The sequence below is a fragment of the Mycobacterium sp. TY815 genome, assembly GCF_030755135.1.
Taxonomy (GTDB): domain Bacteria; phylum Actinomycetota; class Actinomycetes; order Mycobacteriales; family Mycobacteriaceae; genus Mycobacterium.
The window spans coordinates 201,502-225,551 of record NZ_JAUFRX010000002.1 but is presented as its reverse complement, the minus strand read 5'-3'; the positions used below and the strand labels follow the sequence as shown (position 1 = coordinate 225,551).

Here is a 24,050-nt window from a genome sequence, read left to right as displayed (position 1 = left end):
ACGCGCGCGCCGAGCCACGGGAAGGCAGTGAAACTTGCTGATTAACAATGCTATTCGTGGTTAAGCGGTTCTCGCTCGCTCGACGGTACCGCCGCGGCGGCGCGCGGCGCGCGCTCACCTGTGCGGCATCGACGGACGTGACACGGCGCGGCACGCCAGGGAAATGTTGGTCGTATCGGTCTCTGGAAAGGAATGTGAAGGTGGGAGCAGCCACCGTACGAATACTCGGTGGCCACAAGCGCTTCGATGCCCACAGCCACGTCCTCAACGACATCGACCTGACCATCGACGACGGCGACTTTCTGGCGATTCTCGGGCGCAGCGGGAGCGGCAAGTCCACACTGCTGCGGGTCATCGCCGGCCTGGAGACGCTGACCACGGGCACCGTCGAATGGTCCAGCGCCAACGGCGTGGCACGTCCGCACACCGGCGTGGTGTTCCAGCAGGCCCTGCTGATGCCGTGGCTGACCGTTCGTGAGAACGTAGCCATCGCCGGGCGATTCGCCGCGAACAAATCGACGTTCCAGCGTGAATATGCCGAGGAACTGCTGCGCCGCTTCGACCTGGAACGGGTGGCCGACCGCTATCCCGATCAGCTATCCGGCGGCCAGGCGCAGCGGGTGGCGATCATCCGGGCCGTCGCGACCAGGCCGAGGTTGCTGCTCCTCGACGAGCCGTTCAGTGCGCTGGATCCCGCGATCAGGGGGGACCTGCGATCCTGGCTCGCCAATCTGGCGGCCGAATTGGGGATCACCGTGGTGCTGGTCACCCACGATGTGGACGAGGCTCTGCTGCTCGCGGGCCGCGTGGTGCTGCTCGGGCCCGACGGCAGGATCCGCCGGGAGTGGCAGCCGGCCCTCACCGCCGCAGTCCGCACTGGCGACGAGCAACTGCGGCAGGAGATCCTGGACCATTACCGCCTGGTCGAGCAGTGACGGGACTCATCACGCGGCGGCGCCTGTTGATCGGCGCGGCCGCGGCGGGCGGGCTGGCCGGCATCGCAGACCTCGCCCATGCGGCCAGCGTGGACCGCACCAACACCAGCGGACAACTGCGAATCGGCTATCTGCCGATCACTGATGCGGCGCCGCTGTTGATCGCGCACGCGGCAGGCCTTTATCAACCGGGCGTGGTGAGCTCGGCCAAACCGGTGCTGTTCCGAAGCTGGGCGTCGCTCGCCGAAGCGTTCGTCACCCGCCAGGTCGACGCCGTGCACATGCTGATGCCCACCGCAATCCAGTTGCGCTTCCTGCTGCGAAGCCCGGTGCGGGTGCTGAGTTGGAATCACACCAATGGCTCGGCTTTCACCGTGGCGCCCGGGATCACCGATTTCGGGCAACTCGCCGGAACTCAGGTGGCCATCCCGTTCTGGTGGTCGATTCACAACATCATCCTCCAGCAACTGCTGCGGGCTCACGACCTGGTGCCGGTAGTCCGCCGCAGCGCCTCGCGCAGCGCCCGCACCGTCGAGCTGATCGTCATGAGCCCCTCGGATATGGTGCCTGCCCTGGCAAACCGTTCCATCAGTGGCTACGTGGTGGCCGATCCGTTCAACGCCATGGCGCAGGTGCGCAAGATCGGCCGCATCCACACGTTTCTCGGTGACGTGTGGCGGGACCACGCCTGCTGCGTGGTGCTGGCCCATGACGACCTGATCGAGCACCGACCGGATGCGGCTGCGTCACTGGTCAATTCGATCGTGGCGGCACAGCAGCGCATCAACTCCGACCGGCCCGCGGCGGCGACTGCCTTGTCGGCGGGGACCTACCTACCGCAACCTCAACCCGCCATCAAGACCGCGCTGACCTACCGCTCCGGGGACTACCGCTTCCTGCACCCGGACTGGCAGCCGCAACGGCTCGGATATCAGCCGTTTCCCTTTCCGAGCTTCACCCGCCGACTCGTCGAGGCCATGCACGACACCGTCGTCGACGGCGACCGCTCCTTCCTGGACCGGATCGACCCCGCGTCGGTGCATTCCGAGCTGGTCGACGACACCTTCGTCCGCCGGGCACTGGCCGCGCACGGCGGACCAGCGGCCTTCGGAATCTCTGACGATCTGACCCGAATCGAACAGGTGCAGCCGCGATGACTCTGTCCACCTCGACCACCTCGCTACCCCAACCGCCGTCGTCGGCGCGGCCCATCCGGCGCTGGTGGCCGCCGGCACTGGCGATCGCTGTCGCGGTGGCGGGGTGGTGGCTGGCGACCGCGGTTCTGGCTCCCTCGCAGTCCCTGCTTCGCGAGACGACGCCGGTGAAAGTGGTGAAGTCGCTGGCCGAGCTGTACAACCGGGGCGTGCTGCTACCCGACACCGGGGTGAGTCTGTGGCGGCTGCTGGTCGGGTTGCTGGTCGGCGCCGTGATCGGTGTGCCCGCCGGATTGCTGATCGGCCTCAACGACACCGCCGACCGCGCCACGCGTCCCGTCGTCCAATTCCTGCGGATGATCTCGCCCCTGTCCTGGGCGCCGATCTCGGTGGCATTGTTCGGAATTGGCGACGAACCGGTCATCTTCCTGATCGCGGCGGCAGCGGTGTGGCCGATCCTGATCAACACCGCCGCCGGGGTGCACGCCATCGATCCGGGCTACCTACAGGTCGCCCGGTCGTTCGGCGCCACCCGGCTCGAGCAGCTGACCGTCGTGGTGCTGCCCGCGATCCGCGGTCACCTGCAAACCGGCCTGCGGGTGGCACTGGGTATCGCGTGGGTCGTACTGGTGCCGGCCGAGATGCTCGGTGTGCGTTCAGGACTGGGCTACCAGATCCTCAACGCCCGCGATCAGTTGGCGTACGGGCAGGTGGTCGCGGTAATCGTGGTGATCGGCGTTATCGGTTATGTGCTGGATCTCGTTGCGCGGCAGGCACTCTCAGGGTCGCGCCCGGCCTGAGTCAGGCGACCGCGTGTGCCCACGCCAGCGGATTGAGTTCCCGGAACGGGTCGTCGGCCCGCAACACCTGCAGATCGCGAAGGATCGCTTCGAGTTCGTGCTGAGTGTTGTCACGTACCGTCGTCACCCACGAATCGGCTTTCACCCGTTGTGGTTTGACGGTATTGATCGGGTCGCCGAACCGTAGGTACATCCGCTGTGGACGGGGGATGAGAGTCGGGCCGATGCCTCTGAGCAAGGGCATTGCCATATCGGCCGTGCCGCTCAGTCTCTTGCTGACCGCCTGGCTGAGCCGGCCCACCCTGCTGTCGCGGGTCACCAGGCTCTTGTAGACGTCGTCGCCGCCGACCAATCCGACCGGCACGATCGGATAGCCGCATTCCACGGCAAGGCGCGCGAATCCGGACCGGCCCTGCCAATTCAGCCGGTATTCCTCGCCCTTGAACTTGGCGATCTCGCGGCCGCCGCCAGGGAAAACCAGGATGGTCTGGTCGTGGCGCATCAGTTCGCGCGCCGTCTCCGGGGAGCCGACGACGCCGCCGTAGGCGGCGATGATGTCACCCCCGAGTCCTTTCCTCTCACCGAACCTGCGGTCGGCCAGTGGCCGCACCCGCGTCCCGATCGCCCGCCGTACGTAGTGCGGAATGAGCAGAATCTCGGCGAATGCCTGTTGAGTGTGGTTGCCCACCAACAGGAATCGGCCATCTGCGGGCAGATTTTCCAGCCCGTCGACATAAGGGCGGTACAGGTCGACGACGGGTTCGATGCCGGCCTGGATCTTCTGCAGCGCCTCGCTCAACTTCTGCACCCGGCGGGGGTGGTTCATCACAGTCAGGTGTGTCTCGGTCATGGTGTCCTCCGTTTCTCCGGTCACTATACCGAACGAACTAGTTCGTATGGTAGCTTTTGGCGGTGCGTAGTACAGATGAACTCCGGGACACGATCCTGACCGCAGCGCGATCGGAGTTCGCTCAGTTCGGTCTGGCCGGCGCCCGGATCGACCGCATCGCCCGCGCGGCAAATGCCAGCAAAGAGCGGTTGTACGCGCACTTCCGGGACAAAGAAACGCTGTTTCGCAGCGTCGTCGCGGCCGACAGCGCCGAGTTCTTCGCCGCCGTAGTGGTCCGGCCCGAGGCCGTCGCGGAGTTCGTCGGTGACATCTACGACCTGGCCTGCCGGCGTCCGGAACACCTGCGCATGATCACCTGGGCCAACCTGGAGGGGCTGACGCTCGACCCGCCGCCTTCGCAGGAGTGGGATTCCGTGCCGGCCCGCGACATCCGTGCCATCGAGGAAGCGCAGGCGGCCGGGCAGGTCGATCCGGCGTGGGACCCGTTGGAGTTGCTGGTGGTGTTGTTCGGCGTCGGGCTGTCGTGGGCGCAGTCGCCGCACCCGGACGCGCGGACGTCCGATCCCGAGGCCATCGCGGCGCGGCGGGCGGCCCTCGTCGAGGCCGCCCGGCGAATCATCGCGCCGCGAGAATAGCCTCCGCGGTACGGCGCCCACTGACCAGCGCACCCTGGATGGAGGCGGTGTCGCGATGGTCACCGCACAGCCAGACACCGGCCTGCGTGCGGATCGGGCGGCGAACCGAGAGTGGCGGGGTCTGCGCCGGGAGCGCATTGGGTATGACGTGGCGAACCAACGGCCTCCACTGACGTTGATCGCTGTTGAGGATGTCGGCGGCGTGTTCGCGCATCACATTTTCCGGGGGCACCGTCCCGTCCCGCTCCAGCACCGCTGACGCCGCGATGAGGTGTTGGCCAGGCGGGGCGTAGGTGCGGGCGGCAGCACTGATCACCGCCGTATTCAGCACCGGACCCGGCGGGTGCCGGCGGCCGTCCACCCGGAGCATCGGTGGTCCCGCGACCGGCACCCCGGTGGCCCACCAATCGGTCACCACCCCGTGCATGGGCGGTGCCGTCTCCGACGTCAGCCACGCGGCCGCTACGGCTTCGGTGGCCACCACCACGTGTCGCGCCCGGACGCGCGCCCCATCCGCGTGGACCTGGTACTCCTTGACATCCGGGTCGATTCGGAACGCCCTGTGGTTGAACGCTATTCGCTCACCGACGCGGGCGGCAAGCTGTTGGGGGAGGGCCTCCATGCCGCCGGCCGGCAGCGCAGGCACCCCGAGCAGGAACATGCGCGCCAGAAGTAGCGCGAACGCGTTCGAGCTCTCCCCGCTGGTGTCCAGGAGGACCCCCGCCAGAAAGCGGTCGATCACCCTGCGCACCTCGCCACGGACGCCCGCCCGATCCAGCGCCTCGCTGAGGCTGACGTCGCGATCGGTGTGGGTCTTCAGCGTTTTGGGCCGTAGCGCCGGGGCGGCCCAGCGCGCCACTGCCAGCGCGTCGCGCGGCGAGATGCCGCCGGAGGCCAGCATGGCCGGCACCCGCCCGGGGGCGCGCAGCGGATGCACCCACACCGCCGAACCCTCTTCGCGGCGGACCACGACACCCGCGCCGAACGGTTGCAGTTTCAGCTTTGCCAGATCGACCGCGCGACGCAGCTCCGGGTAGGCGGGATTGAGCACCTGAAAGCCGCGGTCGCACCGGAACCCGTCGACGTTGTCGGTACGGATGCGGCCGCCCACGGCGCTCTTGGCTTCCCAGATCAGCACGTCGCGACCGGCGGCCGCCAGCACGTCGGCGCAGCGAAGGCCGGCCAGCCCCGCGCCGATGACCAGAACTTCCGTTTCGTCCATATCAGCTCACTCTTTCGGTGGAACTGGAAAACCTGACCGGTGATCGGCGACCATACCGCGGTGCATGATGCGGTCGCCGACCACCCCGCTGTGGTCGGCGCAGTGCAGCACGCAGCGGTTGTCCCACATCACGACGTCGCCGTCCGACCATTCGTGGCGGTAGGTGTTGTCCGCTCGCGTGGAATGCCGGAACAGGTACGCGACGGTCTCGGCCGCCACGTCCGGCGTCATCCCGCTGACCGCGGCGCAGCGCTGCGGCGCCGACAGGTACAGCGCCGTCCGCCCGGACAGCGGATGCGGCCGGAAGATTGGATGCTCCGCCGACGTCTCCTGGTCTTCGTCCAACTCCAGCCCCGTCATGATGTGGGTTACGGTGCGCCCGTGGAGGCACTCGCGGACCCGCTCGGGCAGCGTCTGGTACGCCGCGTACTGGTCGGTGAACAGCGTGTGCCCGCCGCGGCTGGGCACCCTGACCGCTCGTAAAGCGGTATAGGCGGGGGGATTTCGCACGTAACTGGTATCGGTGTGAAACGTGGAGCGGGGCGGGCGGTCGCGGCCGACGTTGCTCACCACGTTGAGGTCCGGAAAGTCCGGTACGGGAGTCTCGCCCACCGTGAACACCGGATCGCCGAAGCTGCGCAGGAATTGCAGAAACGCAGTGTCGTCGACGGCCTGACCCGGCAGAACGATGACACCGCGCCGGGCAAGCACGGTCCGCAACTGGTGCACTTCGCTCTCACTGAGCGCGCCGACCGTTAGGTCGGTCACCAAGGCGCCCAGCGGTTTCAGCGTTGCGCACTCAAGCATGGCGTTCCTTCGAGACCGAGTTCGCGGAGTTGGTCGGCGAACAACTCCGCCACGTCCATGCCCGCCGCTGCCGCCATCACGGCGATGACGCTGGTCGGGGCGAACGAGCAGTACGGGCCGGCCTCGAGGAACCACACCCGTCCGTCGGGGTCGATGCGGAAGTCGAACAGGCTGTAGTGGCGGCATCCCAGGGCCAGATGACAGCGCCGCGCGGCTTCCCAGACCACGTCGGTGATCGGGTCGTCGACGGGAACGATCCACGCATGGCACGCGTCCTTCGCGACGAGGTACAGCTCACCACCCTGCGAGCGGCGCAATTTGTCCTCGTGGTCGCGGATGGGCTTGGCGGTGGTGTCCACCGCGTACTCTTCCAGCGGCAGGCACACCAGCTCTCCGTCACGAACGACGATGCCGCACCGTACTTCTCGGCCCAGCTCGACGTAAGTCTCGACCAAAGCCGAGGTTCCGTGGGCGAGCGCCCGATCGATCGCTGACGGGAGTTCGGCCGGTGTGCGCACCAGCGACACGCCCACCGAGTTGTCCGCGCAGACCGGTTTGACGACCACTGGCAGCGGCAGGGTCGAGCGGTCACCGGCCCGCACCACCTCACCGGCGGGCACCGCGACGCCTGCCTGGGAGACGATCGCCCGGCTTGCCGCCTTGTCCGCCGCGATCTCCATCACCTCGGGCGGGTTGCCGATAAAGGGGAGTCGCAGTGCGCTCAGCAGGCGCCGGTAGGAGGTCATCCCGGGCAGGCAGAACATCTGCGGCACCACGACATCCACCCGCAGCGAACGCAGATGCGCGATCGCCTTCGAAACCGGTAAAGGCCTGGCCGAACTCAGCGCTTCGGCGCTGAGGTCCGCGGGAAACCGCCAGGACCCGTCGGGCGACACGTATGCCAGCAGCACGTCATAGTCCTCGCCCGCCAGCGCGGCCAGGCAGGCGCGCGCGTAGAGCCGTGACAATTCGGCATGGAACTCGTCGACCGCGGACCCCACGAGATGCAGGACCGATACGCGGGGCGGCGCGGTCATTCAGTCCCCGCCGTTCTCGACGAGCTTTCCGATGTTGAAGTCGATACGGCTCCAACCCTTTCCGGCTCGGAGATTGGCCCACAGCAGCGCCGGGATCTGCAGATGATGCACCATCAGGTAGGGCATCGGATCCCATCCGGCGAAGATCGCGTCCTTACCCCGCAGCATGGTCACGAGCCTGCTGATCCGCCCGCGGTGCCGAAGCAGGCGCCAAAGTTCTTGGTAGATCCAGTAAGTGGGCCGAGCGCCGTCGTTCGGGGTGATAAGCGGATGGTTGTCATCGAGATAGGCGGCCGCGAGGTCCGGATGGTCGTGGAACATGGTGATCGCCGAGTGGGTCCGCGGATTGCACTCGATGGCGTACACCTGCCCGTCCCGGGCCTCGATGAAATCGAAGGACACCTGCCCGCTCAGGTTGAGGTTCTTGACGAACGTCTCGACCCACCGCCGGATTTCCGGCTTGTCGACATTGCGGTAGTTGACCTGGGCGGAGGAGGATTCGCAGCAGCCGTAGACCTGCAGGCGTCCGCTGCGGGCGGTGCCGTGGGTGCAGTACTCGCGCCCTTCGATGAATTCCTGCAGGATCCAGGGGTCGTCCTCGGAGATCGGCAGCGATCGCGCGTAGGCGGCATTGCGGTCGGGCGTCGCTCCGGACAACCGGGTGAGGTTCATCCGTCCGACGGGGTCGTACGCGATGCGTTTGAGGATGTAGCTGCGCCCCGCTGGGAACGCGAAGTCGACCACCTGCCGGGCGTCGGTGATGCGGTGGGAGTCCGGCACGCGCAGGCTCAATGATGCTGCGGTCGAGGCGAACTCGGCCTTGTCGTCGAGCAATTGCACGGTCTTTGCGTCCGAATGGACGACGTCACAGGCGCCGTCGAGCAACTCGCGCGCCACCGCATCGGGCACACTTCCGGCAGGGCTGGACACCGGCACGTAGACGTCGACGTTCTCGTACCGGACGATGTCGAGCAGCGCCAGCGCGTAACCCGGTTCGGTCGGCTCCGGCACGCAGTAGAACGCGTCCACCGCGCGGGAGAACCGATGCCCGGTCCACCGGTATTTCTCGGATTCGACGAGGATCACCCGGTGCCCGGCCAGGTGAAACGACCGCGCCAGCTGCAGCGCCTTCGTCATCTTCCCGCCGTTGAGCAGGATGGTTCGGCGAGCCTGGGCGGGCAGGCGCCCGCGCGACGGCCGCCGTCCGGCGAGTAACGCGACCAGCACCAGCGCGAGGTCGAACGGCAGCGTGCCGAACAGGACGACAAGGGTGGCCAGCGTGCGGCCCACGTCGGCATCCGAGATCCGGTGTACCCGAACACCGGTGGCTTCGTCCAGCGTGGCCGTCACGTGCGCATCGCTCCCGGCGCAGGTGCCGCAAAGACGTCGACGCCGTCTCCTGCGCGGGGAAACTCGAGGCAGATCTTCTTGTGCAGCAACAACGTATCGGCCAGCTCGCTGGTGGTGACGTCGTTGAGGAAGCGGCACCGGCCGATCGGGTCGGGTACGGCCGCCCGCAGTCGGCCGTCGCGTGTCTTGAGAATCGCCACTGTGGCCCGCTCGAGCAGCTCCGAGGTCAGATGCTCGCTGTCCAGGGCCAGGCCCAGCGCACTCATCACGTTGAGTATGCGGTCACGATCGCTGACCGAGAGGTGTCCGCGCTGCTCGGCAAGCGTCGTCGACAACGCCATGTCGATGTTGATGGCGTGGCCGTGGAAGAACGGGGTGGGTGGCGTGAGTTCCAAAGTCGGACTCCACGTGTGCCCGAAGGCAATAACCCGGTCCAAGTCGATCTCGTGCAGATTGGGCGCTTCCAGGTCGAGCATCGTTGCGATCGCCAGGTAGGTGAGCCGGTCTCCCACGGCACGTAGCTCCGCGGTGCCGTCGAGGTGGCCGAACCGGGTTCGCAGCAGATCGGCGCCGTGCACTTCCAACAGCTCGAAGATCTCGGCGTTGCCAACCACCGCGATCTTGATCAGTTCGGCCATGCCGTTGCGCACCTGATCTTCGGGCAGCGTCTTCAGGAACGAGAAGTCCAGCAGCACTTTCTCGGATGCGTGGTAGGCGCCCAGCCGGTTCTTGTGCTTGCCGTGATTGACCGCCACCTTGATGGAGACACTCGCATCGATCAGGCCGATCAGCGTGGTCGGAATCCGAATGTAGGGCGTGTTGCGCCGGTAACTGGCGCAAGCGAATCCGGCGACGTCGGTGGTCAGCCCGCCGCCGACGACCAGCACCGGTTCGGTGCGCACCAGACCGAAGGCGTCGAACCTGGTGACGATCTGCTCGTAGGTCTCCAGCGACTTGGCCGTTTCGCGGATCTGCACCGGGATAACGGTGAGCTCGATGTCGTGATGGCTGAAGTAGGACCGCATCGCATCGCCGTAGATCTGGTAGACCGTGTCGTCGACGACCGACAGTGCGCGTCCGTACTCCCGGTAACTGTCCGCGAGTTCGGTGTTGTCCGGCGCGAACACGTGGTCGACGTAAAGCAGGTCGTACTCGATTCGTTCGTAGCCTTCGACGTGAAAGGCTCTGTCGCCGGCCGTCACTCGGGCTTGAAGGTTGCTCAAGGCGTTACTCCTCGGGGCGGGGGGTCTTGATGGGGGATGGGGTCAGGACGTGGCGAGGCCGAGAACCGTTTCGGGGTCTAAGGAGTCGACGATCTGGATCGCAGCCGTGTATTCGGCCTGCTCGGCTCGGCTCGTGTTCTCGTTCAGAAACGCGATGCACGGGATACCTGCCTGCACCGCTGCCGCGACACCGCCCAGGTTGTCTTCGATCGCGACGACGCTGTCGGCGCGCTCACCGAGCTTGTCCAAAGCGAATTCGTACGCCGCCGCATCGGGTTTGGCGGCCGCCACGGATTCCTTGTTGACGATGAGGTCGAAGGTCTCGGCGCTGATCTCCGGCTCGAGTGCCGACAGCAGCGCGTCGATGTTGGCCGGCGAGGTGGTGGTGACGAAGCCGACCTTGTGGTTGTTCTTCTTGGCCTCGGCGATCGTGGCGGTGACGCCATCGCGCGGGGTCACCTCAAAGTCGCCGAGCAGGCGCTGGAATATCTCCGACTTCAGTGCATGCACCGCCGCGGCGTCGACGTCCTGCCCGCGCGACTGCGCATAGTCCCGGATCCGTTGAGCGCCGCCGTTGGATCCCAACATCCCGACGTACTCGTCACGCGACCACTCCCAGTCGAGCCCGGAAGAGGCAAACGCTTCGTTGAATGCCCTGCGCTGAAGTTCCGATGTGTCGGCAAGAGTGCTGATGGATCCGAAAAGGACGGCTGTCATGAGTTTCCTTTGATCGAGTGGACTGATGGTGGTTGCCCCGTCCACTACTGATCTAAACGTACAGTAGTGATTAGAGCTGCGGATAGTGGATACTCTGTCCAGCAAATGTCGTTCCCCGCGTAGCGCGCGGACTCGCCGTCGCGTTACGCAGGGCCGACGTGTTGTTCAGTAGACTTCTGGCCCGAACGAGCCAGCGGACGGCGAAGGCGAAGAGGGGGCCGTTGCGAAAGCAGAGGCGCGGCAGAGATGACTCCGGTACCGGCTAACCGGCCGTCCGACGGCGGCGAAGACGCACGGGTCGCACGGACTCGTGGCGACGTTGCGCGGGCCACCCTCAAGATCCTCAATGACGAAGGATCCGAAGCGATTACGCATGCGCGGGTGGCTGAGCTGGCCGGCTACTCCAAAACCACGGTCTACACGCACTGGCCGGCACGCGTGGACCTGATCACCCTGGCGATCGAATCACTCGGGGAGATGCCGCACCACAAACGGACCGGCGACCTGCGCACGGACCTCATCGGGGAACTCAAGGTCTTCCGTTCCGGAATCATCGACATGCGACTCGACCGGGTGCTCGCCAGCATGGCGCAGTGGGCGTCCCAGGAGCAGATCAGGGCACTCAGAGACAAGGTCAATACCGACGGCCAGCATCAGATGTACGCGATGCTGGGCGAGGTGTTCACCGGTGCGGCACTGGACGCGGCCGTCTCCATGCTGACCGGTGTCGTCGCATGTCCGTCGCTGATGTACGGCACCCTCCCGGACGACGAGATTATCGAGGCCGCTGTCGACATGGTCTTGAGAAGCGCGGACGCGCAGCGTGTCCCGACTCGTACGGTGGACACGTGACTATCTTGTCGGCGGTCGGCGCTGTTCGGCGTGACCTGGGAAGCAAGCTGTTCGGCATGGTGGCCGGGCCGGACGGGCCGGCCAATCGGGAGCGCATCCACGGCACACCGGGTGACCGGTGGTTCGCCGCGGACCGCCCCATCCGTCGGGTCAACGCCGACGCGTCGATGTTCGTCGGCGGATTGCGGGCCCTGCTGTTGCAGTCCCTGCACCCGCTGGCCATGGCGGGGGTGGCCGAGCACTCGGACTATCGCGGCGATCCCTGGGGACGGCTGCAACGCACCAGCACCTTTCTGGCCACGACCACTTTCGGCTGTGCCGCCGATGCCCAGGCCGCGGTCGACCACGTCCGGCGCATCCACAAATACGTGCACGGCGTCGCACCGGACGGGCGGCCGTATCAGGCCTCCGACCCGCATCTGCTCGAGTGGGTTCACATCGCCGAGGTGGACAGCTTCCTGCTCGCCCATCAGCTCTACGGTGCCGCCCCGCTCGACCAGGCCGGCCGAGACGGTTACGTCGCCGACATGGCCGTCGTGGCACGCGCGCTCGGCGTGCCGACACCGCCGGTGACCGAGCGAGAACTGCACGATCGCATCGAAGAATTCCGTCCCGAACTGCGCGGAACGGCTGCTGCCCGGGATGCCGCCCGGTTCCTGCTGTTGACGCCTCCGTTGCCATTGCCGGCGAGGCCCGCGTACGGCGTGCTGGCCGCCACCGCGGTGGCGATGCTGCCGGGGTGGGCACGCCGGCCGTTGTTGCTTCCCCATGTCCCGCTGCTGGAGACGACGGTGACACGCATGGCCGGTCGTGTGGCCGTCGGGAGCATCCGCTGGATCATGACTCCGGGCAGCGCCGCGGCAGAGGCTGCCGAAGTTTCAGTCGCCGGCTGACGGCTTTCGGCGGAACAGACCGCGCCGGGCTTGCGGCGGGGTGCTCTGCGAGCGTTCGAGTGCCTTCGGAGCCCACACCGGGTGGCCAGATTCGATCGCGCGCCGGAAGGCTGCCTGGGCGGCCGGAAGGTCGCCGTTCTCGGCCCACAATGTGCCGAGTCCGAATTCGGCCGCCGGCCCAGACTCGGTGTTCCCGGAGTCGGCCGCCTCCTGGAACGCGGCCGCCGCGCGCTTCACCTCGCCCCGTCCCGCCCACAGGATCCCGAATCTGAGTGCGGCTCCGGGCGCGTGGTCGGGGTGGCCCGAGTCGAGTGCGAACTGGTACGCGGTCGTGGCGCCCTCGATGTCTCCGAGCCCGGCCCGCAGCATCCCCAGCGAATTCGCGGCCTCCGGTGCGTGCTCGGGATGCCCGGAATCGATCGCCGACTGATAGAACGCGGTGGCGTCGGCGAAATCACCGTCCTTCTCCTGCAGCCTCGCCATGTTGATCGCCGCCCGCGGCGCCGCCTCGGCGTCCCCGCTGTCCATCGCCAGGCGATAGGACGCCCGCGCGCGGTCGAAGTCACCGGATCTCTCGCGCAGCTGTCCCAGATTGACCAGAGCCCTGGGCACCAGCTCAGGGTGACCGGAGTCGACCGCGGCCTGAGAGGCCGTTGCCGCTCCGGCGAGATCACCCTGCTTTTCCAGCAGGGTGGCCAGATTGAAGACGGCCAAGGGTGCCAGTTCGGGGTGATCGGTGGCGATGACGATCTGGTAGGCCTCCGCGGAGCCCTCGGTGTCACCTAGTGCTTCTCTGGTCAGTGCCAGATTGAAGGCAGCAGTAGGAATGACCTCGGGGTTTCCGGATGCAGCGGCGATTCGGTAGGCCACCTCGGCCCCGGCGGCATTGCCGCGACCGGCCCGCAATCCGCCCAGTTGCAGCAGCGCGATCAGAATCGACTGCTCATGCTCGGACTCGATCGCCACGCGATAGGCCGCTTCTGCCTCATCCGCCTCACCGCGTTCGGCCAGCAGGTTTCCCAGGTTCAGTGCCGCCATCGGCGCGTGTTCGGCGTGGCCGGACTCGATGGCCTGTTGGTAGGCCGTCGCGCCCGCCTCGTCGCCCTGTCCGGCCAGCAGAAAGCCGAGTGCGAACGCGGCGGCGGAGCCCCAGTGCGGGTGCTGGGAGTCGATGGCCCATTGATAGGCCGCCCGAGCGCCGTCGGCGTCACCCTCGGCGGCCCGCCGGCGTCCCAGGGCGAACGCCGCGGGCGCCGCCTGTTCAAGGTCGCCGGAATGCAGAGCCCGCTGAAACGCTGCCTCGAGGTCGTCGGTTTCGTCCGACGGGTCCTGCGGCCGCGTTTGCTCGGAAGGGTGTCGAGACGTTGGCATGTGGTGCGCCGTCAGGGTTTCGAACCCCGGACCCGCTGATTAAGAGTCAGCTGCTCTACCAACTGAGCTAACGGCGCGTGCTCGGCCTGAGACCGGCTCTCGACAATAACAGGCATCCCGTCGGAGAGTGAAATCCCGAGGTCGGCGAAGGGCTGAATCGGCCGAACCGCCGGGCACCAATCGCCCCGCATGGCCACGGCGAGTGCCGTTGAGGCACTACAATGCTGGAAACAATCCAGGGTCAGCGGTGACCGTGATAGGCAAACAAAATGTGGAAGGTCACTTGATGACGCCTTTGCGCAGACGTCGATCGTGGCTGGCTGCCGCCATGGTCTTAGTTGCTGTGTTCGGTGTTGCCTGCAGCAGCGGGCCCAGTGCGCCCGTCGCCGCCAAGGTCATCGAAAACAAGGGCACGCCGTTTGCCGACCTGCTGGTGCCCAAGCTCACCTCCTCGGTGACCGACGGTGCTGTGGGGGTCACCGTGGACGCGCCGGTGACGGTCACCGTCGCCGACGGCGTGCTCGCGTCGGTTTCGATGGTCAACGACAACGGCCGCGCCATCGCCGGGCAACTCAGCCCAGACGGGTTGCACTGGCAGACCACCGAGCAACTCGGCTACAACCGGCGCTACACGCTGAACGCCAAGGCGACCGGCCTCGGCGGTGCGGTGACTCGCCAGATGAGCTTCCAGACCAGCTCGCCGGCGCACTTGACGATGCCGTACGTGGTACCGAGCGACGGCGAGGTGGTGGGCGTCGGGCAACCGGTCGCGATTCGCTTCGACGAGAACATCGCCGACCGCGCCGCGGCCGAGAAGGCCATCAAGATCACCACCAACCCTCCGGTGGAGGGCGCGTTCTACTGGCTGAACCGGCGCGAAGTGCGTTGGCGCCCAGAGCATTACTGGAAGCCGGGTACCAACGTCGACGTCGCGGTCAACACGTACGGCGTCGACCTCGGTGAGGGGATGTTCGGCGAGGACAACGTGAAGATGCACTTCACCATCGGCGACGAGATGATCGCCACCGTCGACGACAACACCAAGATCATCACGGTGCGGATCAACGGCGAAGTCGTCAAGACGATGCCGACGTCGATGGGCAAAGACAGCACCCCGACCAACAACGGGGTCTACATCGTCGGCGCGCGGTTCAAGCACATCATCATGGACTCCTCGACCTACGGCGTACCGGTCAACTCGCCCAACGGTTATCGCACCGACGTCGACTGGGCCACCCAGATCTCCTACAGCGGCATCTTCGTGCACTCGGCGCCGTGGTCGGTGGGCGCCCAGGGCCACTCCAACACCAGTCACGGATGTCTGAATGTGAGCCCCAGCAATGCCGTGTGGTTCTACGACCACAGCAAGCGCGGGGACGTCGTGGAGGTCGTCAACACGGTGGGCAGCATCCTGCCCGGGACCGACGGCCTCGGCGACTGGAACATCCCGTGGGATGTATGGCGCGCCGGCAACGCCAACACCGGCGATCGCTAGCCGCGGCGATCGCTAGCGCGGCGGGTCGCCGCTATGGGTGGGGTCGATCGCTAGACCCGCAGCACCGAACCCAGCGCGGACAGCGGGATGTGCGCTTCGACGGTTCCGCCGTCCATGTACCACTGCTGGGCGCCGGGGCTGAAGTCGATCGGCTCGTCGTGCCCCACCGGATAGTCGGGCATGTAGATGATCAACTCGTCCGGGGTCAGTGCCCACGCCCGGTACGCGCCTGAGTACACCTTGTCCGGGGTCCAGCGGTCGGTCAGAAACGGATAGGTTCCCGGGTCATGAGGCGGCGCAGCCTGATTGAGCGCGGTCTCGATGTAGGGCTGGGCCACCGGGGGTATGGCCGCCAGTGGGCTGCCGTTGGTCAGATCCGCCAGTTGCACCCGCCGGCCGCCCGCCATGTCGAAGGTGAAGGTGCGGTAGGCGTTGTTGGGCCGGGGCCCGTCGGCGTGGTAGTCCTCGTGGAAGACGGCGCTGAGCAGGTTCCCGTGCTGAAAGACCTGATAGTTCTCCTCGCCGTAGCTATCGGCGACCATGTGTGCGTTGGCATTTCGCCAATTGCCTACCAGGGTTCGCAGGTAGTCCCGGATCGCCGGACCGGTTGTGGGGTTGTCCACCAGGTCGGCGGGCACCGCAACCTTGATGTCGCGCACGGCGTTGCGTTCGGAGGTCACCGTCGCGTGACAGTACTGACCGTCCCAGCCGCCACCCAGCTCGCCGCAGAACGACTCCGCCGACGCGTGCGCGATCGGCGCACCGGCAACGGTTGTCGCGGCGGTCAGCAACGACGCCGCGAGGATTCTCCGGATCATCGTGGACTCCACATCGCTTAGAGCAGTTGGACTTTGCTGGCCCGCCAGCGGCCGTCGACCTTCTCCATGGTCATCTTGATCCGGCTTCGGTCGATGCGCGGATCGGGTACGGCCATGTTGGCGACGGTCTGGTCGATGAACACCAGCACCACGACCTTGTTGGCGGTTTCCGAGGCGATCGCCGAGTCCACCACCACCCCGTGCGCGGTGGCCTTGTTGTCGATCAGCAGTTGGCGCAGTTGCACGCTCGACTGGGTGTACATGTCCTTGAATTCGCCGGTGGCTCCGTCGAGCACCTGGCGGAAGTTCTCGTCGACGTTGTTGGAGTCGATGCTGGTGAGCACCCCGGCGTACTTGATCGCCGCTTGCTGAGCCTCCTGGCCGGCCACCTTCACCTGGTGCGCTTGCCACTGCAGCCAACCCAGGTAGCCCGAAACCGCAAGAGAGGCAGCCAATAACAGGGGGAGGACACTACGGCGCAGGTAGTGGCGCCAGGGCCGGTTGAACCGCTTGACTTTCTCGCCCTTGCGTTTGCCGCGCAGCAGCGGCCCCTCGTCGTTCTCGTCGTCGTCCTCGCTGTTCCCGGTGTCGTCGCTGTCGTCGCTGCCGTCGCTGTCGTCAGAGACGTCGGTGCTCTCGCTGTCTCCGGTGTCGTCAGAGGCAGCGGTGTCGTCGGCAGCCTCGAGTTCCTCGGCGTCGACGTCGTTCTCAGTCGTAGCGGTCACTGTCATCTCCTCGTGCTGGATGGGCTCAGTGCGGCGGTTCGATCGGCAGCTGCGGACCGCCGTAGGGCGTTGGAATGGTGAAGCGGCCCCGCGGCGTCGGATCGGTGCGGCGTCCCAGGTCCGCTCCCGGCGGTGGGCCCGCGGTGTCGTCGCCGGCCGGTCGCGGCGCGTTCTTGGCGCCCCGGATCCCGACTCCCGGGTCGTCGTCGCGGCAGTAGGTGTACATGAACGGTTCGTAGTAGTCCGCAGCCGACGGCGGATGCGACGGGGTGCCGTAGTCGCACGCGTAGCGGGGGTAGAGCTCGGCTGTCGCCCACACGCCGTGGTCGTGGAAGGAGCTGGCCACCGCGTCGAGCACCGATCCGCGGTAGTCGGGGAACAGCGCGTTGAGCGCCGGCACCCGCAGGTAGAGCAGCTGCGACGCGGTGGCCAGACTGCCCAGCAGCGCCACCATGGTCTCGGAGTTGTCGGCGAACAGACCGTCGATCGCACTGAGCGCCTGCGGCGTCTGCTCGGTGAGGCGGCGGTAGCCGCTCTGCATTCTCGCGACGCCGGCCAGGGTGCGCTGCAGGTCGACGGTGGTGGCCGCCAGCCCCGCGTTCTTGTCGGCCGCCAGGGTCAGCACCACCCGGCTGGTCCGCAGAATGCTGGTGGTCTCCGGCAGCACCGAATCCAGTGTCGACAGCAGCATGGTGCCGCCGTCGACGATGGCGGCGAGCTTGCCGGGTCCCTCCTTGCTCAGGCTCAGTTCCTTCTTGATCAACTCCAGCTTGCGCGGATCGACCTGGGCCAGCATGCCGTCGGCATCGCCGAGCAGTTGCGCCAGGCTGACCGGGACACTGGTTCGGTCGAGCCCGATGATGCTGCCGTCGTGCAGGTAGGGGCCGGCGTCGGATTCGGCTTCGAAGTTGATGTACTGCTCGCCGGCGGGCGACAGTGCCGACACGTGCACCGCCGCGTTCGCGGGGATCCGCACCTGTGACGTGATGCTGGCGACGGCATTGACGCCCCGGTCGGTGATCTGTAGCGAATCGACGCTGCCGATCCGCACGCCGCGCAGCGCAACATCCTGATTCGGCAGCAGCCCACCGGATTCCGGCAACTGCACGGTAACTTGGTACGTCGAGGCGAACGGCGTCACCCGCAGCGCACCGATGAGCAGGTAGGTGGTGGCTATGACGAGGGTGAGCACCAGTCCGGCAACCGACAGCCAGACCTGGCGGCGGTGGGCGGCCCGTACGCCACGGACGACGGCGCGTGCCAGCGAGTCGATCACGGCGGTGGCCCCGGCAGTTGGGGCGGCGCGGGCGCGACGATCACGCCGCCCGGGACGTTCGGATCCGGCATCACCGGCACCTGCGGCGAGTTCGGTCCGCGCCCGACGACACGCTCCTGTAGCCGCCACAGCGTGTACTTCAGGGAGCCGATGAACTCGTTCCAGGTGAACCTGGTAGGCCCGTGCAGGCCCCGGTCGCCGGGGAAGCCGATATCGGGGATCGATCCCAGAATGAGCTGGTCGACGGTCGTGTGCACCGAAATCGCATTGCCCGCAGTGGATTTGACCAGAGCGGGGATCATCCGGTTCAGTGGCAACCAGCTGGTATCCGGGCTCACCGCCACGTCGTTGGCGGCACCGGCGATGGTGTTCAGATCACGGATCACGCTGCGGCCACTGGTGTCGGTGCCGCCCAGAGAGGGGAACCTGGACAGCAGCCTGCTGGTGTCACCCACCTGCACCACCAGGTTGGACAACTCGGTGGTGTTGGCGGCCAGCGCGGTGGTGGCCGGGTCGGCGGCGGCCATCACCTCGGTGAGCGTCTGGTTCTTGGCGTCGAGTTCCTGGCTCAGGCGCGACAATTCGGTCAGGGCATTCGAGATCTGCCCGGACCGCGCGTCCATGGTGCCGAGCAGCTGGTTGGACTTGCGAACCAGGTCGCCGAACGCGTGGCCCTGGTCGCCGGTGGCTTTGCCGAATCCGTTGATGACGTTCGTGAAATTGCGCACCGCGCCGCCGTTCACCAGGATCGCGGCCGAGCTCAGCACCGATTCGACGGTGGCCGCTGCCGCCGTCGAGTCCAGCCCGATGGTGTCGCCGTTCTTCAGCAGCGGAGTCTCCGGCGTGGCGTCGGTGGGTGGGCGCACCGAGACGAACACATCGCCCAGCGGTGTGGCGGTGCGCAATTCGGCGGTACTGCCTCGCGGCAACAGCACGCCGTCGCGGATGCGCAGCGTGGTGACCGCGGTGTAGTTGCGGGCCACCATCGACTCGACCTGCCCGACGTCGGCGCCGGCGAGTTTGACCTTGGCGTTCATCGGCAGGTTGAGTGCGTTGGAGAAGACCGCGGTCAGTTCATACCCGCCCGAGCCCAGGCCGGGAGCCGGGAGAGGAAGGCTGGCAAGGCCGTTGGTGGCGCACCCCGAAAGGAGAAGCACCGCCGCACCGAGTGCGGCAACGGCTTTCGCTGCGGGGCCGGTCATTTCTGACCCATCGCGGCGAGGCCGTCCAGCACGTAGGTCAGGCCGAAATCGGGCCCGAAGTCCTGCACCGTCCCGGTGCTGCAACCGAGCTGGCGCAGACCCATGAGGTTGCAGACTTCCTTGGTCAGCTGGCTGTCGAAGAGCATCCGGTCGGTGAGGAAGTGGGCCCGCACCGCCCCGTTCTCCCGGTCGATCATGTTGTAGGCGTTGTCGGCCAGCATCGGTGCGATGTCCAGGGTTTCGGCGAGTTCGCGGCGCCGATCGACCAGCGTTGTGGCCAGCTGGTTGCCGTTGAGCGCGGCCTGCCTGATGGTGTCGCGGTTGGCGTCGAGCAGGTCGCCCGTCCGCTTTACCAGTTGGTCGAGTTTGCGGCCGGTGCTGCCGGTGCCGATGTCCTCGTCGGCAAGAATCTGGCTGACCTGGTGGATGGTGGAGGCGAAGTCCCGGAGTTTGCCGTCGTTGTCGGCGGCGGCCTGGAACAGCGAGCTGATGTTCTTGACGATCGCGGTGATCTGGGCGCGGGTCTGCGCGCCTCCGTCACTGCTCAGCCGCAGCGCCCTGGACAGTTCGTCAAGCGCGCCTTTGATTTTCCCGCCATTGCCGTTCAGTACTTCGCTGCCGCCGTTGAGGACGTCAGCCAGCGGGCCGCCGCCGTGTCCGTCGCCCTCCAGCGACTTGGTGACCCTGTCCAGAACGGCCAGCACGCGGCTGAATTCGACGGGCGTGCGGGTCCGGGTCAACCCGATGGTGTCGTGGTTCTCCAGCACCGGACCGCCGCGGTAGGGCGGTGTCAGCTCGATCTGCCGGTCGGTGAGGATCGACGTCGACACGGTGACGGCTTGCGCGTTCGCCGGCACTTTGACCTCGCGATCGACGGTGAACTGGACTTCGACGTATCCACCCCGCGGGGTGATCCTGGTGACCTTGCCGACGGGCATGCCCAGGACCGCCACCACGTTGCCTTCGTACAGTCCTGAGGCGCTGTCGAATTGGGCGGTCACCGTGATCGGTTCTTTGCTACCCGCCAGATACCACCAACCGCCCCCGATCACCGCGACCGCGACCGCCAGCAGCGCGGTGATGGTGATGACGCGGGACTTCATTTGCAGTCCTTGTAGTAGGGGATCAGGCCGAACTGCTGGGCGCGCCCGCTGATCGCACACATCCAGGAATCGACGAGCAACGCACTGGGGGCGTTGAAGCTCACCGCGTTCGCGTCACCGGTCAGGTTCGCCGCCTCCCGCATGAAGATGGGGGTGATCTGCAGCAGATCGCGCAGCAGATCGTCGTGTTTGGCCATCATGTCGGTGAACTCGCGCATGTCTTTGAGCAGGCCCTCGACCCCCGACCGGTCGTTGACCACGATCTGGTGCAGGGTGTCCACCAGGCTGGTCATGGATCGCATCATCGCGTGGAAGACGGCGCGGCGGGCCACGAATTGGCCCAGGAGGTCCTGGGCCTGGTTGACCACGTTGCCGATGCTGGATTGTTGCCGCCGCAAGGTGTTGGTGACCTGTTCGGTGCTGCGCAGAAGCTGGCCGAGTTGGTCGCGGCGCTGGGCGATGATCGAGGACAGCGAGTCGATATTGGCCATCGCTTGGGGCACCACCGCGGGCAGGCCCTCGAGTTGCTTGCCCAGCACGGCCAGCGATTGCGCGAACCGGTCGGAGTCCACCTGCTCGAAAGTCGTTGTGGCATCCTGCAAAGCGGCCTGCAGGTCGTAGGGCACCTCGGTGTGCGTCACGTCGAAGGTGCCGCGGGGGAGTGAGCCGGGACCGTCCGGCTGCACGGCGAGGTAGCGCGATCCCAGAATCGTGGTGACCTTGATCGATGCTCGGGAATCCCGGCCCAGTGCGACGTTGTCGCGAATCTTCAAGCCCGCCTCGACGTGGTCGCCGTTCAGCTTCATACTGGTGATCTCGCCAACCGGTATGCCCGCCACGGTGATCGGGTTGCCGGGCCGCAGCGAGGCCGCCTGCAGGAATTCGGCCGTGTAGTGCTTGTACCCGGCGCCCAGCGCATGCACGACGAGCATCGAGCCGATCACGATGGCGACGACGACGACGGCCGACAGGCCCAACCACAGCGGGTTGTAGTTCTCCAGCGGACGCTTCGTCAGTCGCGAAAACGGCTTAGCCACCGGGCCTCCCGTCCGTGTTCCGGCAGCGGGGGGTGTGCCACGCCTTATTACCCGGCGTGGCGGCGTTGACGATGATCGGCACGACGTCGTTGAGTCCCGGCAAGAACCCGAACATGTTCAGGTCGCAGAGGTAGGCGTTGCCGTAGGCGCCCTGATTGCCCACTCGCACCAGCCCTTTCAACAGCAACGGGATGTTGTCGCCGAAGAACGCAACCTGAGGTTCGACATCCATCAGGTGCCGGGCCACGCCCGGCCGGCGGTCGATGAACTCCCGCAATGCCGGATAGTCCTGCTCGGCGGCCACCGACAGGTTGCTCATCATTCGTGACAGCGAACCCATCGAGGACACCAACTCCGGCCGGCGTTGGTCCAGCGCGGCGACCACCTCGCGGGTCTGCGTGATCACCCCGTCCAGATTGGCGTTCTGCGCGGCAAGGCTGGCGACCACCTTGTTGAGGTTGGTGATCACGTCGCCCAGGGCCTGGTCTTTTCCGGCGAAAGTTTCGGTTAGCGTTGATGTTTGGCTGATCAACGTGGCAAGCGAGGAGGTGTCGCCCTGCAGTGACTCGATGACGCCTTTGGTGAGCTTGTCGGCGTCGCGCGGATTGAGCAGGCTGAACAGCGGCTCATAACCGTTGAGCAGCGCCGTGACGTCGAACGACGGTTCGGTGCGGTCCAGGGGAATGGTGGCGCCCGGGCTCAGCTGGGCCTGACTTCCTTGCTTGCCCAGGGAAAGCCCGAGATAGCGCTGTCCGACGATGTTCTGGTAGGTCACCGAGGCGACGGTGTTGCCGAACAGGTGCTGGTCGGTTTGCACCACGAAGGAGACCTTCGCGAGTTTGCCGCCCAGCTCCACCTTTTCGACGCGGCCGACGCGCACCCCGGCCATCCGGACGTCGTCGCCCTCGCGAAGCCCGTAGACGTCGGTGAACATCGCGGAGTACGACGCGGTGTTGCCGGCGACGTCGCGGCGCAAGCTCACATACACCAGCCAGGTGAGCGTCAAAGCGATGACCATGAACAGCGTCAGGCCGATCAGCGGACCGCGGAACTTCACCTGGGCCCCCCGTCCGGGTGAACCACCGACACCGTGGTGCCGCGCGCCACGGGGCCGAGCAGTATCTCGGTGGCGGCCGTGGCGGGGCGCCCGGTGATGACGCCCAGCATGGTCCGCTCGTAATCACTGCCCACCGGACCGACGGTTCCGCCGAAGGACGACGGCACCGAGCCGGCGGCCGGCGGTCCCAGCAGTGGCGCCGGCGGCAACGGGCCGTGCGCCGGAGGTGACGGGTCCGGGTCGTCCGGGTTGGCGCCGGTCCGTATCGGTGGCGACGGCGAAATGAAGGGGGGCAGAGGGGGATTGGGATCGGTGAGGTTTGGCGGCGGGTTCACCAGCGGCGGGCCGACCGCCACCAGATTGCCGTCCGGTCCCACCACCGTCCCCGGCGGCGGTGCCAGATCCTTGGGTGGCTGGTAATTCTGCGGAAGCAGCACGTCCGGCAGATCGGGCTTGTTCGGAACCAGCGGCGCGGTGTAGCAGCTGGGGCCTTTCAGCTCGCCGTAGTGCGGGCAGTCGGCGCGGGTGTAGGCGAAAGTCTGGGTGAACGAGATCCTGGTCCGCATGTTCCCGACGCCGAGTTCGGGCACCCAGACTTCTTCCATGAATTTGCGGGCCAGGTTGTCCAGCTTGCTGACCGCGGGGACGAAGTTGTTGGACCGCATGGCCAGCACGCCCAGCACCGGCGTCATCTCGGTCGAGATCCGGATGAGTTGATCCATGTGGTTGCCGAACGATTGATGTGTTGTCCCGATGGTGTTCTGCGCACCGGAGAGCAGCGCGGTCAGCTGCCCGCGGGTCTCGGCGAAGGTCTGCATGGGCTCCACGGCTTCGTGCAGCGCGTCGAGCAGGTCGGGGGCGGTGGACTGCAGCCCCCTCGTTGCGTCCAGCAACGCCGACACCGTCGAGGGGCCCGCGTCGGTGCTGACGATCGAATTCAGTTGTTCGATAAGACGATTCAGTTGTTTGCCGCTGGTCAACAGCGTCGCGCGCCGGTGGTCGGTGGCCGCGGCAAGGGCCGCCAGGATTCCCACGGACCGGTCTTCGCGACCGCGGCCCACCGCGGCGAGCAGGTCACGCAGCTTGCTCACCGTGGTCTGGAACAGCACGGTCGGCAGGTTCTTGTCTTCCTGAATGTGCGTGCCCGGCCGGATGATCGATCCGGGTCCGTTTCCGACGAGTTGCACCGACGACACCGCGAACACGTTGCTGGGCACCACCCGCGCGGTCACCGCGGCCGGAATCGACTGGGCGTATTCGGGTTTGAGGTCGATGTGGACGAAGTTGGGCTTACCGTGCTCGGCCGGAACAACGCTGTTGACCATGCCGACGAGCACGCCGTGATATTTCACGTCCGATTTCTGCGGCAGCCCGTCGCCCACGTTGACCAGATCGGCGACCACCCGCACATAGTCGTTGAGTCGTCCCGTCGACTTGTACAGCAGGCCTACCGTCAGCAGCGTCGCGACCAGCGCGACGGCCATGCCGTAA

General features: G+C 66.6%; 23 protein-coding genes and 1 tRNA gene. 7 read left to right on the top strand and 17 right to left on the bottom strand.

What is annotated here, in order from left to right; genetic code table 11:
• Window positions 1-200: 200 nt before the first annotated feature.
• From QXK92_RS20685 to QXK92_RS20675, 3 genes are read left to right on the top strand one after another with little or no spacing between them, the layout of a single operon-like run.
• Window positions 201-935, top strand: coding sequence for an ABC transporter ATP-binding protein (locus tag QXK92_RS20685; protein ID WP_371934574.1), 735 nt, complete (start codon window positions 201-203; stop codon window positions 933-935).
• Entirely contained in the window at window positions 932-2,092 is a 1,161-nt protein-coding gene (locus QXK92_RS20680; protein WP_306244772.1) for an ABC transporter substrate-binding protein, read from the top strand. Before QXK92_RS20685 ends, QXK92_RS20680 begins: the two co-directional genes overlap by 4 nt.
• Window positions 2,089-2,889, top strand: a complete 801-nt coding sequence (locus QXK92_RS20675) for an ABC transporter permease (protein WP_306244770.1) — start codon at window positions 2,089-2,091, stop codon at window positions 2,887-2,889. Before QXK92_RS20680 ends, QXK92_RS20675 begins: the two co-directional genes overlap by 4 nt.
• A 1-nt stretch (window position 2,890) precedes the next feature.
• Here QXK92_RS20675 and QXK92_RS20670 read toward each other — a convergent pair whose 3' ends face one another.
• On the bottom strand, window positions 2,891-3,739 hold the full coding sequence (locus QXK92_RS20670) for a lysophospholipid acyltransferase family protein (protein ID WP_306244768.1): 849 nt from the start codon (window positions 3,737-3,739) through the stop codon (window positions 2,891-2,893).
• Between the two features lie 62 nt (window positions 3,740-3,801).
• Here QXK92_RS20670 and QXK92_RS20665 point away from each other — a divergent pair, with 62 nt between their 5' ends.
• Window positions 3,802-4,374 (top strand): TetR family transcriptional regulator, encoded by a 573-nt coding sequence (locus QXK92_RS20665; RefSeq protein WP_306244765.1) that lies wholly within the window; start codon window positions 3,802-3,804, stop codon window positions 4,372-4,374.
• Here QXK92_RS20665 and QXK92_RS20660 read toward each other — a convergent pair.
• From QXK92_RS20660 to QXK92_RS20635, 6 genes are read right to left on the bottom strand one after another with little or no spacing between them, the layout of a single operon-like run.
• Entirely contained in the window at window positions 4,355-5,596 is a 1,242-nt protein-coding gene (locus tag QXK92_RS20660; protein ID WP_306244763.1) for an FAD-dependent oxidoreductase, read from the bottom strand. The two genes, QXK92_RS20665 and QXK92_RS20660, sit on opposite strands and share 20 nt — an antisense overlap.
• Before the next feature lie 6 nt (window positions 5,597-5,602).
• Window positions 5,603-6,403: a TauD/TfdA family dioxygenase gene (locus QXK92_RS20655; RefSeq protein WP_306244761.1), complete on the bottom strand. Its 801-nt coding sequence runs from the start codon at window positions 6,401-6,403 to the stop codon at window positions 5,603-5,605.
• Complete coding sequence (locus QXK92_RS20650) at window positions 6,382-7,440, bottom strand: D-alanine--D-alanine ligase (protein WP_306244759.1); 1,059 nt, start codon at window positions 7,438-7,440, stop codon at window positions 6,382-6,384. The genes QXK92_RS20655 and QXK92_RS20650 overlap by 22 nt, the downstream gene beginning before the upstream one ends.
• The gene (locus tag QXK92_RS20645) at window positions 7,441-8,790 is read right to left on the bottom strand and encodes an ATP-grasp domain-containing protein (protein ID WP_306244756.1); all 1,350 of its coding nucleotides are present in this window, start codon (window positions 8,788-8,790) and stop codon (window positions 7,441-7,443) included. It lies immediately after the preceding gene.
• Window positions 8,787-10,013: a sedoheptulose 7-phosphate cyclase gene (locus QXK92_RS20640; protein WP_306244755.1), complete on the bottom strand. Its 1,227-nt coding sequence runs from the start codon at window positions 10,011-10,013 to the stop codon at window positions 8,787-8,789. Before QXK92_RS20640 ends, QXK92_RS20645 begins: the two co-directional genes overlap by 4 nt.
• Before the next feature lie 42 nt (window positions 10,014-10,055).
• Window positions 10,056-10,730, bottom strand: a complete 675-nt coding sequence (locus tag QXK92_RS20635; protein ID WP_306244753.1) for an HAD-IA family hydrolase — start codon at window positions 10,728-10,730, stop codon at window positions 10,056-10,058.
• Window positions 10,731-10,976: 246 nt separating this feature from the next.
• On the opposite strand from QXK92_RS20635, the gene QXK92_RS20630 reads away from it, so the two are divergent.
• The gene (locus tag QXK92_RS20630; protein ID WP_306244751.1) at window positions 10,977-11,582 is read left to right on the top strand and encodes a TetR/AcrR family transcriptional regulator; all 606 of its coding nucleotides are present in this window, start codon (window positions 10,977-10,979) and stop codon (window positions 11,580-11,582) included.
• Between the two features lie 56 nt (window positions 11,583-11,638).
• Window positions 11,639-12,475, top strand: a complete 837-nt coding sequence (locus tag QXK92_RS20625; protein WP_306246362.1) for an oxygenase MpaB family protein — start codon at window positions 11,639-11,641, stop codon at window positions 12,473-12,475.
• Here the strand turns inward: QXK92_RS20625 and QXK92_RS20620 are convergent.
• Window positions 12,461-13,846, bottom strand: coding sequence for a lipopolysaccharide assembly protein LapB (locus QXK92_RS20620; protein WP_306244749.1), 1,386 nt, complete (start codon window positions 13,844-13,846; stop codon window positions 12,461-12,463). The two genes, QXK92_RS20625 and QXK92_RS20620, sit on opposite strands and share 15 nt — an antisense overlap.
• 1 nt (window position 13,847) lies before the next feature.
• Window positions 13,848-13,923 (bottom strand) — tRNA-Lys (locus tag QXK92_RS20615).
• A gap of 209 nt (window positions 13,924-14,132) precedes the next feature.
• Between QXK92_RS20615 and QXK92_RS20610 the strand changes: the two genes are divergently transcribed.
• A complete protein-coding gene (locus QXK92_RS20610; protein ID WP_306244746.1) occupies window positions 14,133-15,341 on the top strand; it encodes an Ig-like domain-containing protein in 1,209 nt (402 codons plus the stop codon).
• A gap of 50 nt (window positions 15,342-15,391) precedes the next feature.
• Here the strand turns inward: QXK92_RS20610 and QXK92_RS20605 are convergent, their stop codons facing one another.
• Genes QXK92_RS20605 through QXK92_RS20570 form a run of 8 tightly spaced genes read right to left on the bottom strand, consistent with a single transcriptional unit; the run spans window position 15,392 to window position 24,043 of the window.
• Window positions 15,392-16,159 (bottom strand): mannan-binding family protein, encoded by a 768-nt coding sequence (locus QXK92_RS20605; protein ID WP_306244745.1) that lies wholly within the window; start codon window positions 16,157-16,159, stop codon window positions 15,392-15,394.
• 17 nt (window positions 16,160-16,176) lie between these two features.
• Window positions 16,177-16,890 carry a DUF3329 domain-containing protein gene (locus QXK92_RS20600; RefSeq protein ID WP_371934573.1) on the bottom strand — a complete coding sequence of 238 codons (714 nt, stop codon included), beginning with the start codon at window positions 16,888-16,890 and terminating at the stop codon, window positions 16,177-16,179.
• A gap of 19 nt (window positions 16,891-16,909) precedes the next feature.
• Window positions 16,910-18,160 carry an MlaD family protein gene (locus QXK92_RS20595; protein ID WP_306244741.1) on the bottom strand — a complete coding sequence of 417 codons (1,251 nt, stop codon included), beginning with the start codon at window positions 18,158-18,160 and terminating at the stop codon, window positions 16,910-16,912.
• Window positions 18,157-19,362: an MlaD family protein gene (locus tag QXK92_RS20590; protein WP_306244740.1), complete on the bottom strand. Its 1,206-nt coding sequence runs from the start codon at window positions 19,360-19,362 to the stop codon at window positions 18,157-18,159. Before QXK92_RS20590 ends, QXK92_RS20595 begins: the two co-directional genes overlap by 4 nt.
• Window positions 19,359-20,465 (bottom strand): MCE family protein, encoded by a 1,107-nt coding sequence (locus tag QXK92_RS20585; protein WP_306244738.1) that lies wholly within the window; start codon window positions 20,463-20,465, stop codon window positions 19,359-19,361. Before QXK92_RS20585 ends, QXK92_RS20590 begins: the two co-directional genes overlap by 4 nt.
• The gene (locus QXK92_RS20580) at window positions 20,462-21,502 is read right to left on the bottom strand and encodes an MlaD family protein (protein ID WP_306244737.1); all 1,041 of its coding nucleotides are present in this window, start codon (window positions 21,500-21,502) and stop codon (window positions 20,462-20,464) included. Before QXK92_RS20580 ends, QXK92_RS20585 begins: the two co-directional genes overlap by 4 nt.
• A complete protein-coding gene (locus QXK92_RS20575; RefSeq protein ID WP_306244735.1) occupies window positions 21,495-22,559 on the bottom strand; it encodes an MCE family protein in 1,065 nt (354 codons plus the stop codon). The genes QXK92_RS20580 and QXK92_RS20575 overlap by 8 nt, the downstream gene beginning before the upstream one ends.
• Window positions 22,556-24,043, bottom strand: coding sequence for an MlaD family protein (locus QXK92_RS20570; RefSeq protein ID WP_306246360.1), 1,488 nt, complete (start codon window positions 24,041-24,043; stop codon window positions 22,556-22,558). Before QXK92_RS20570 ends, QXK92_RS20575 begins: the two co-directional genes overlap by 4 nt.
• Window positions 24,044-24,050 lie beyond the last annotated feature (7 nt).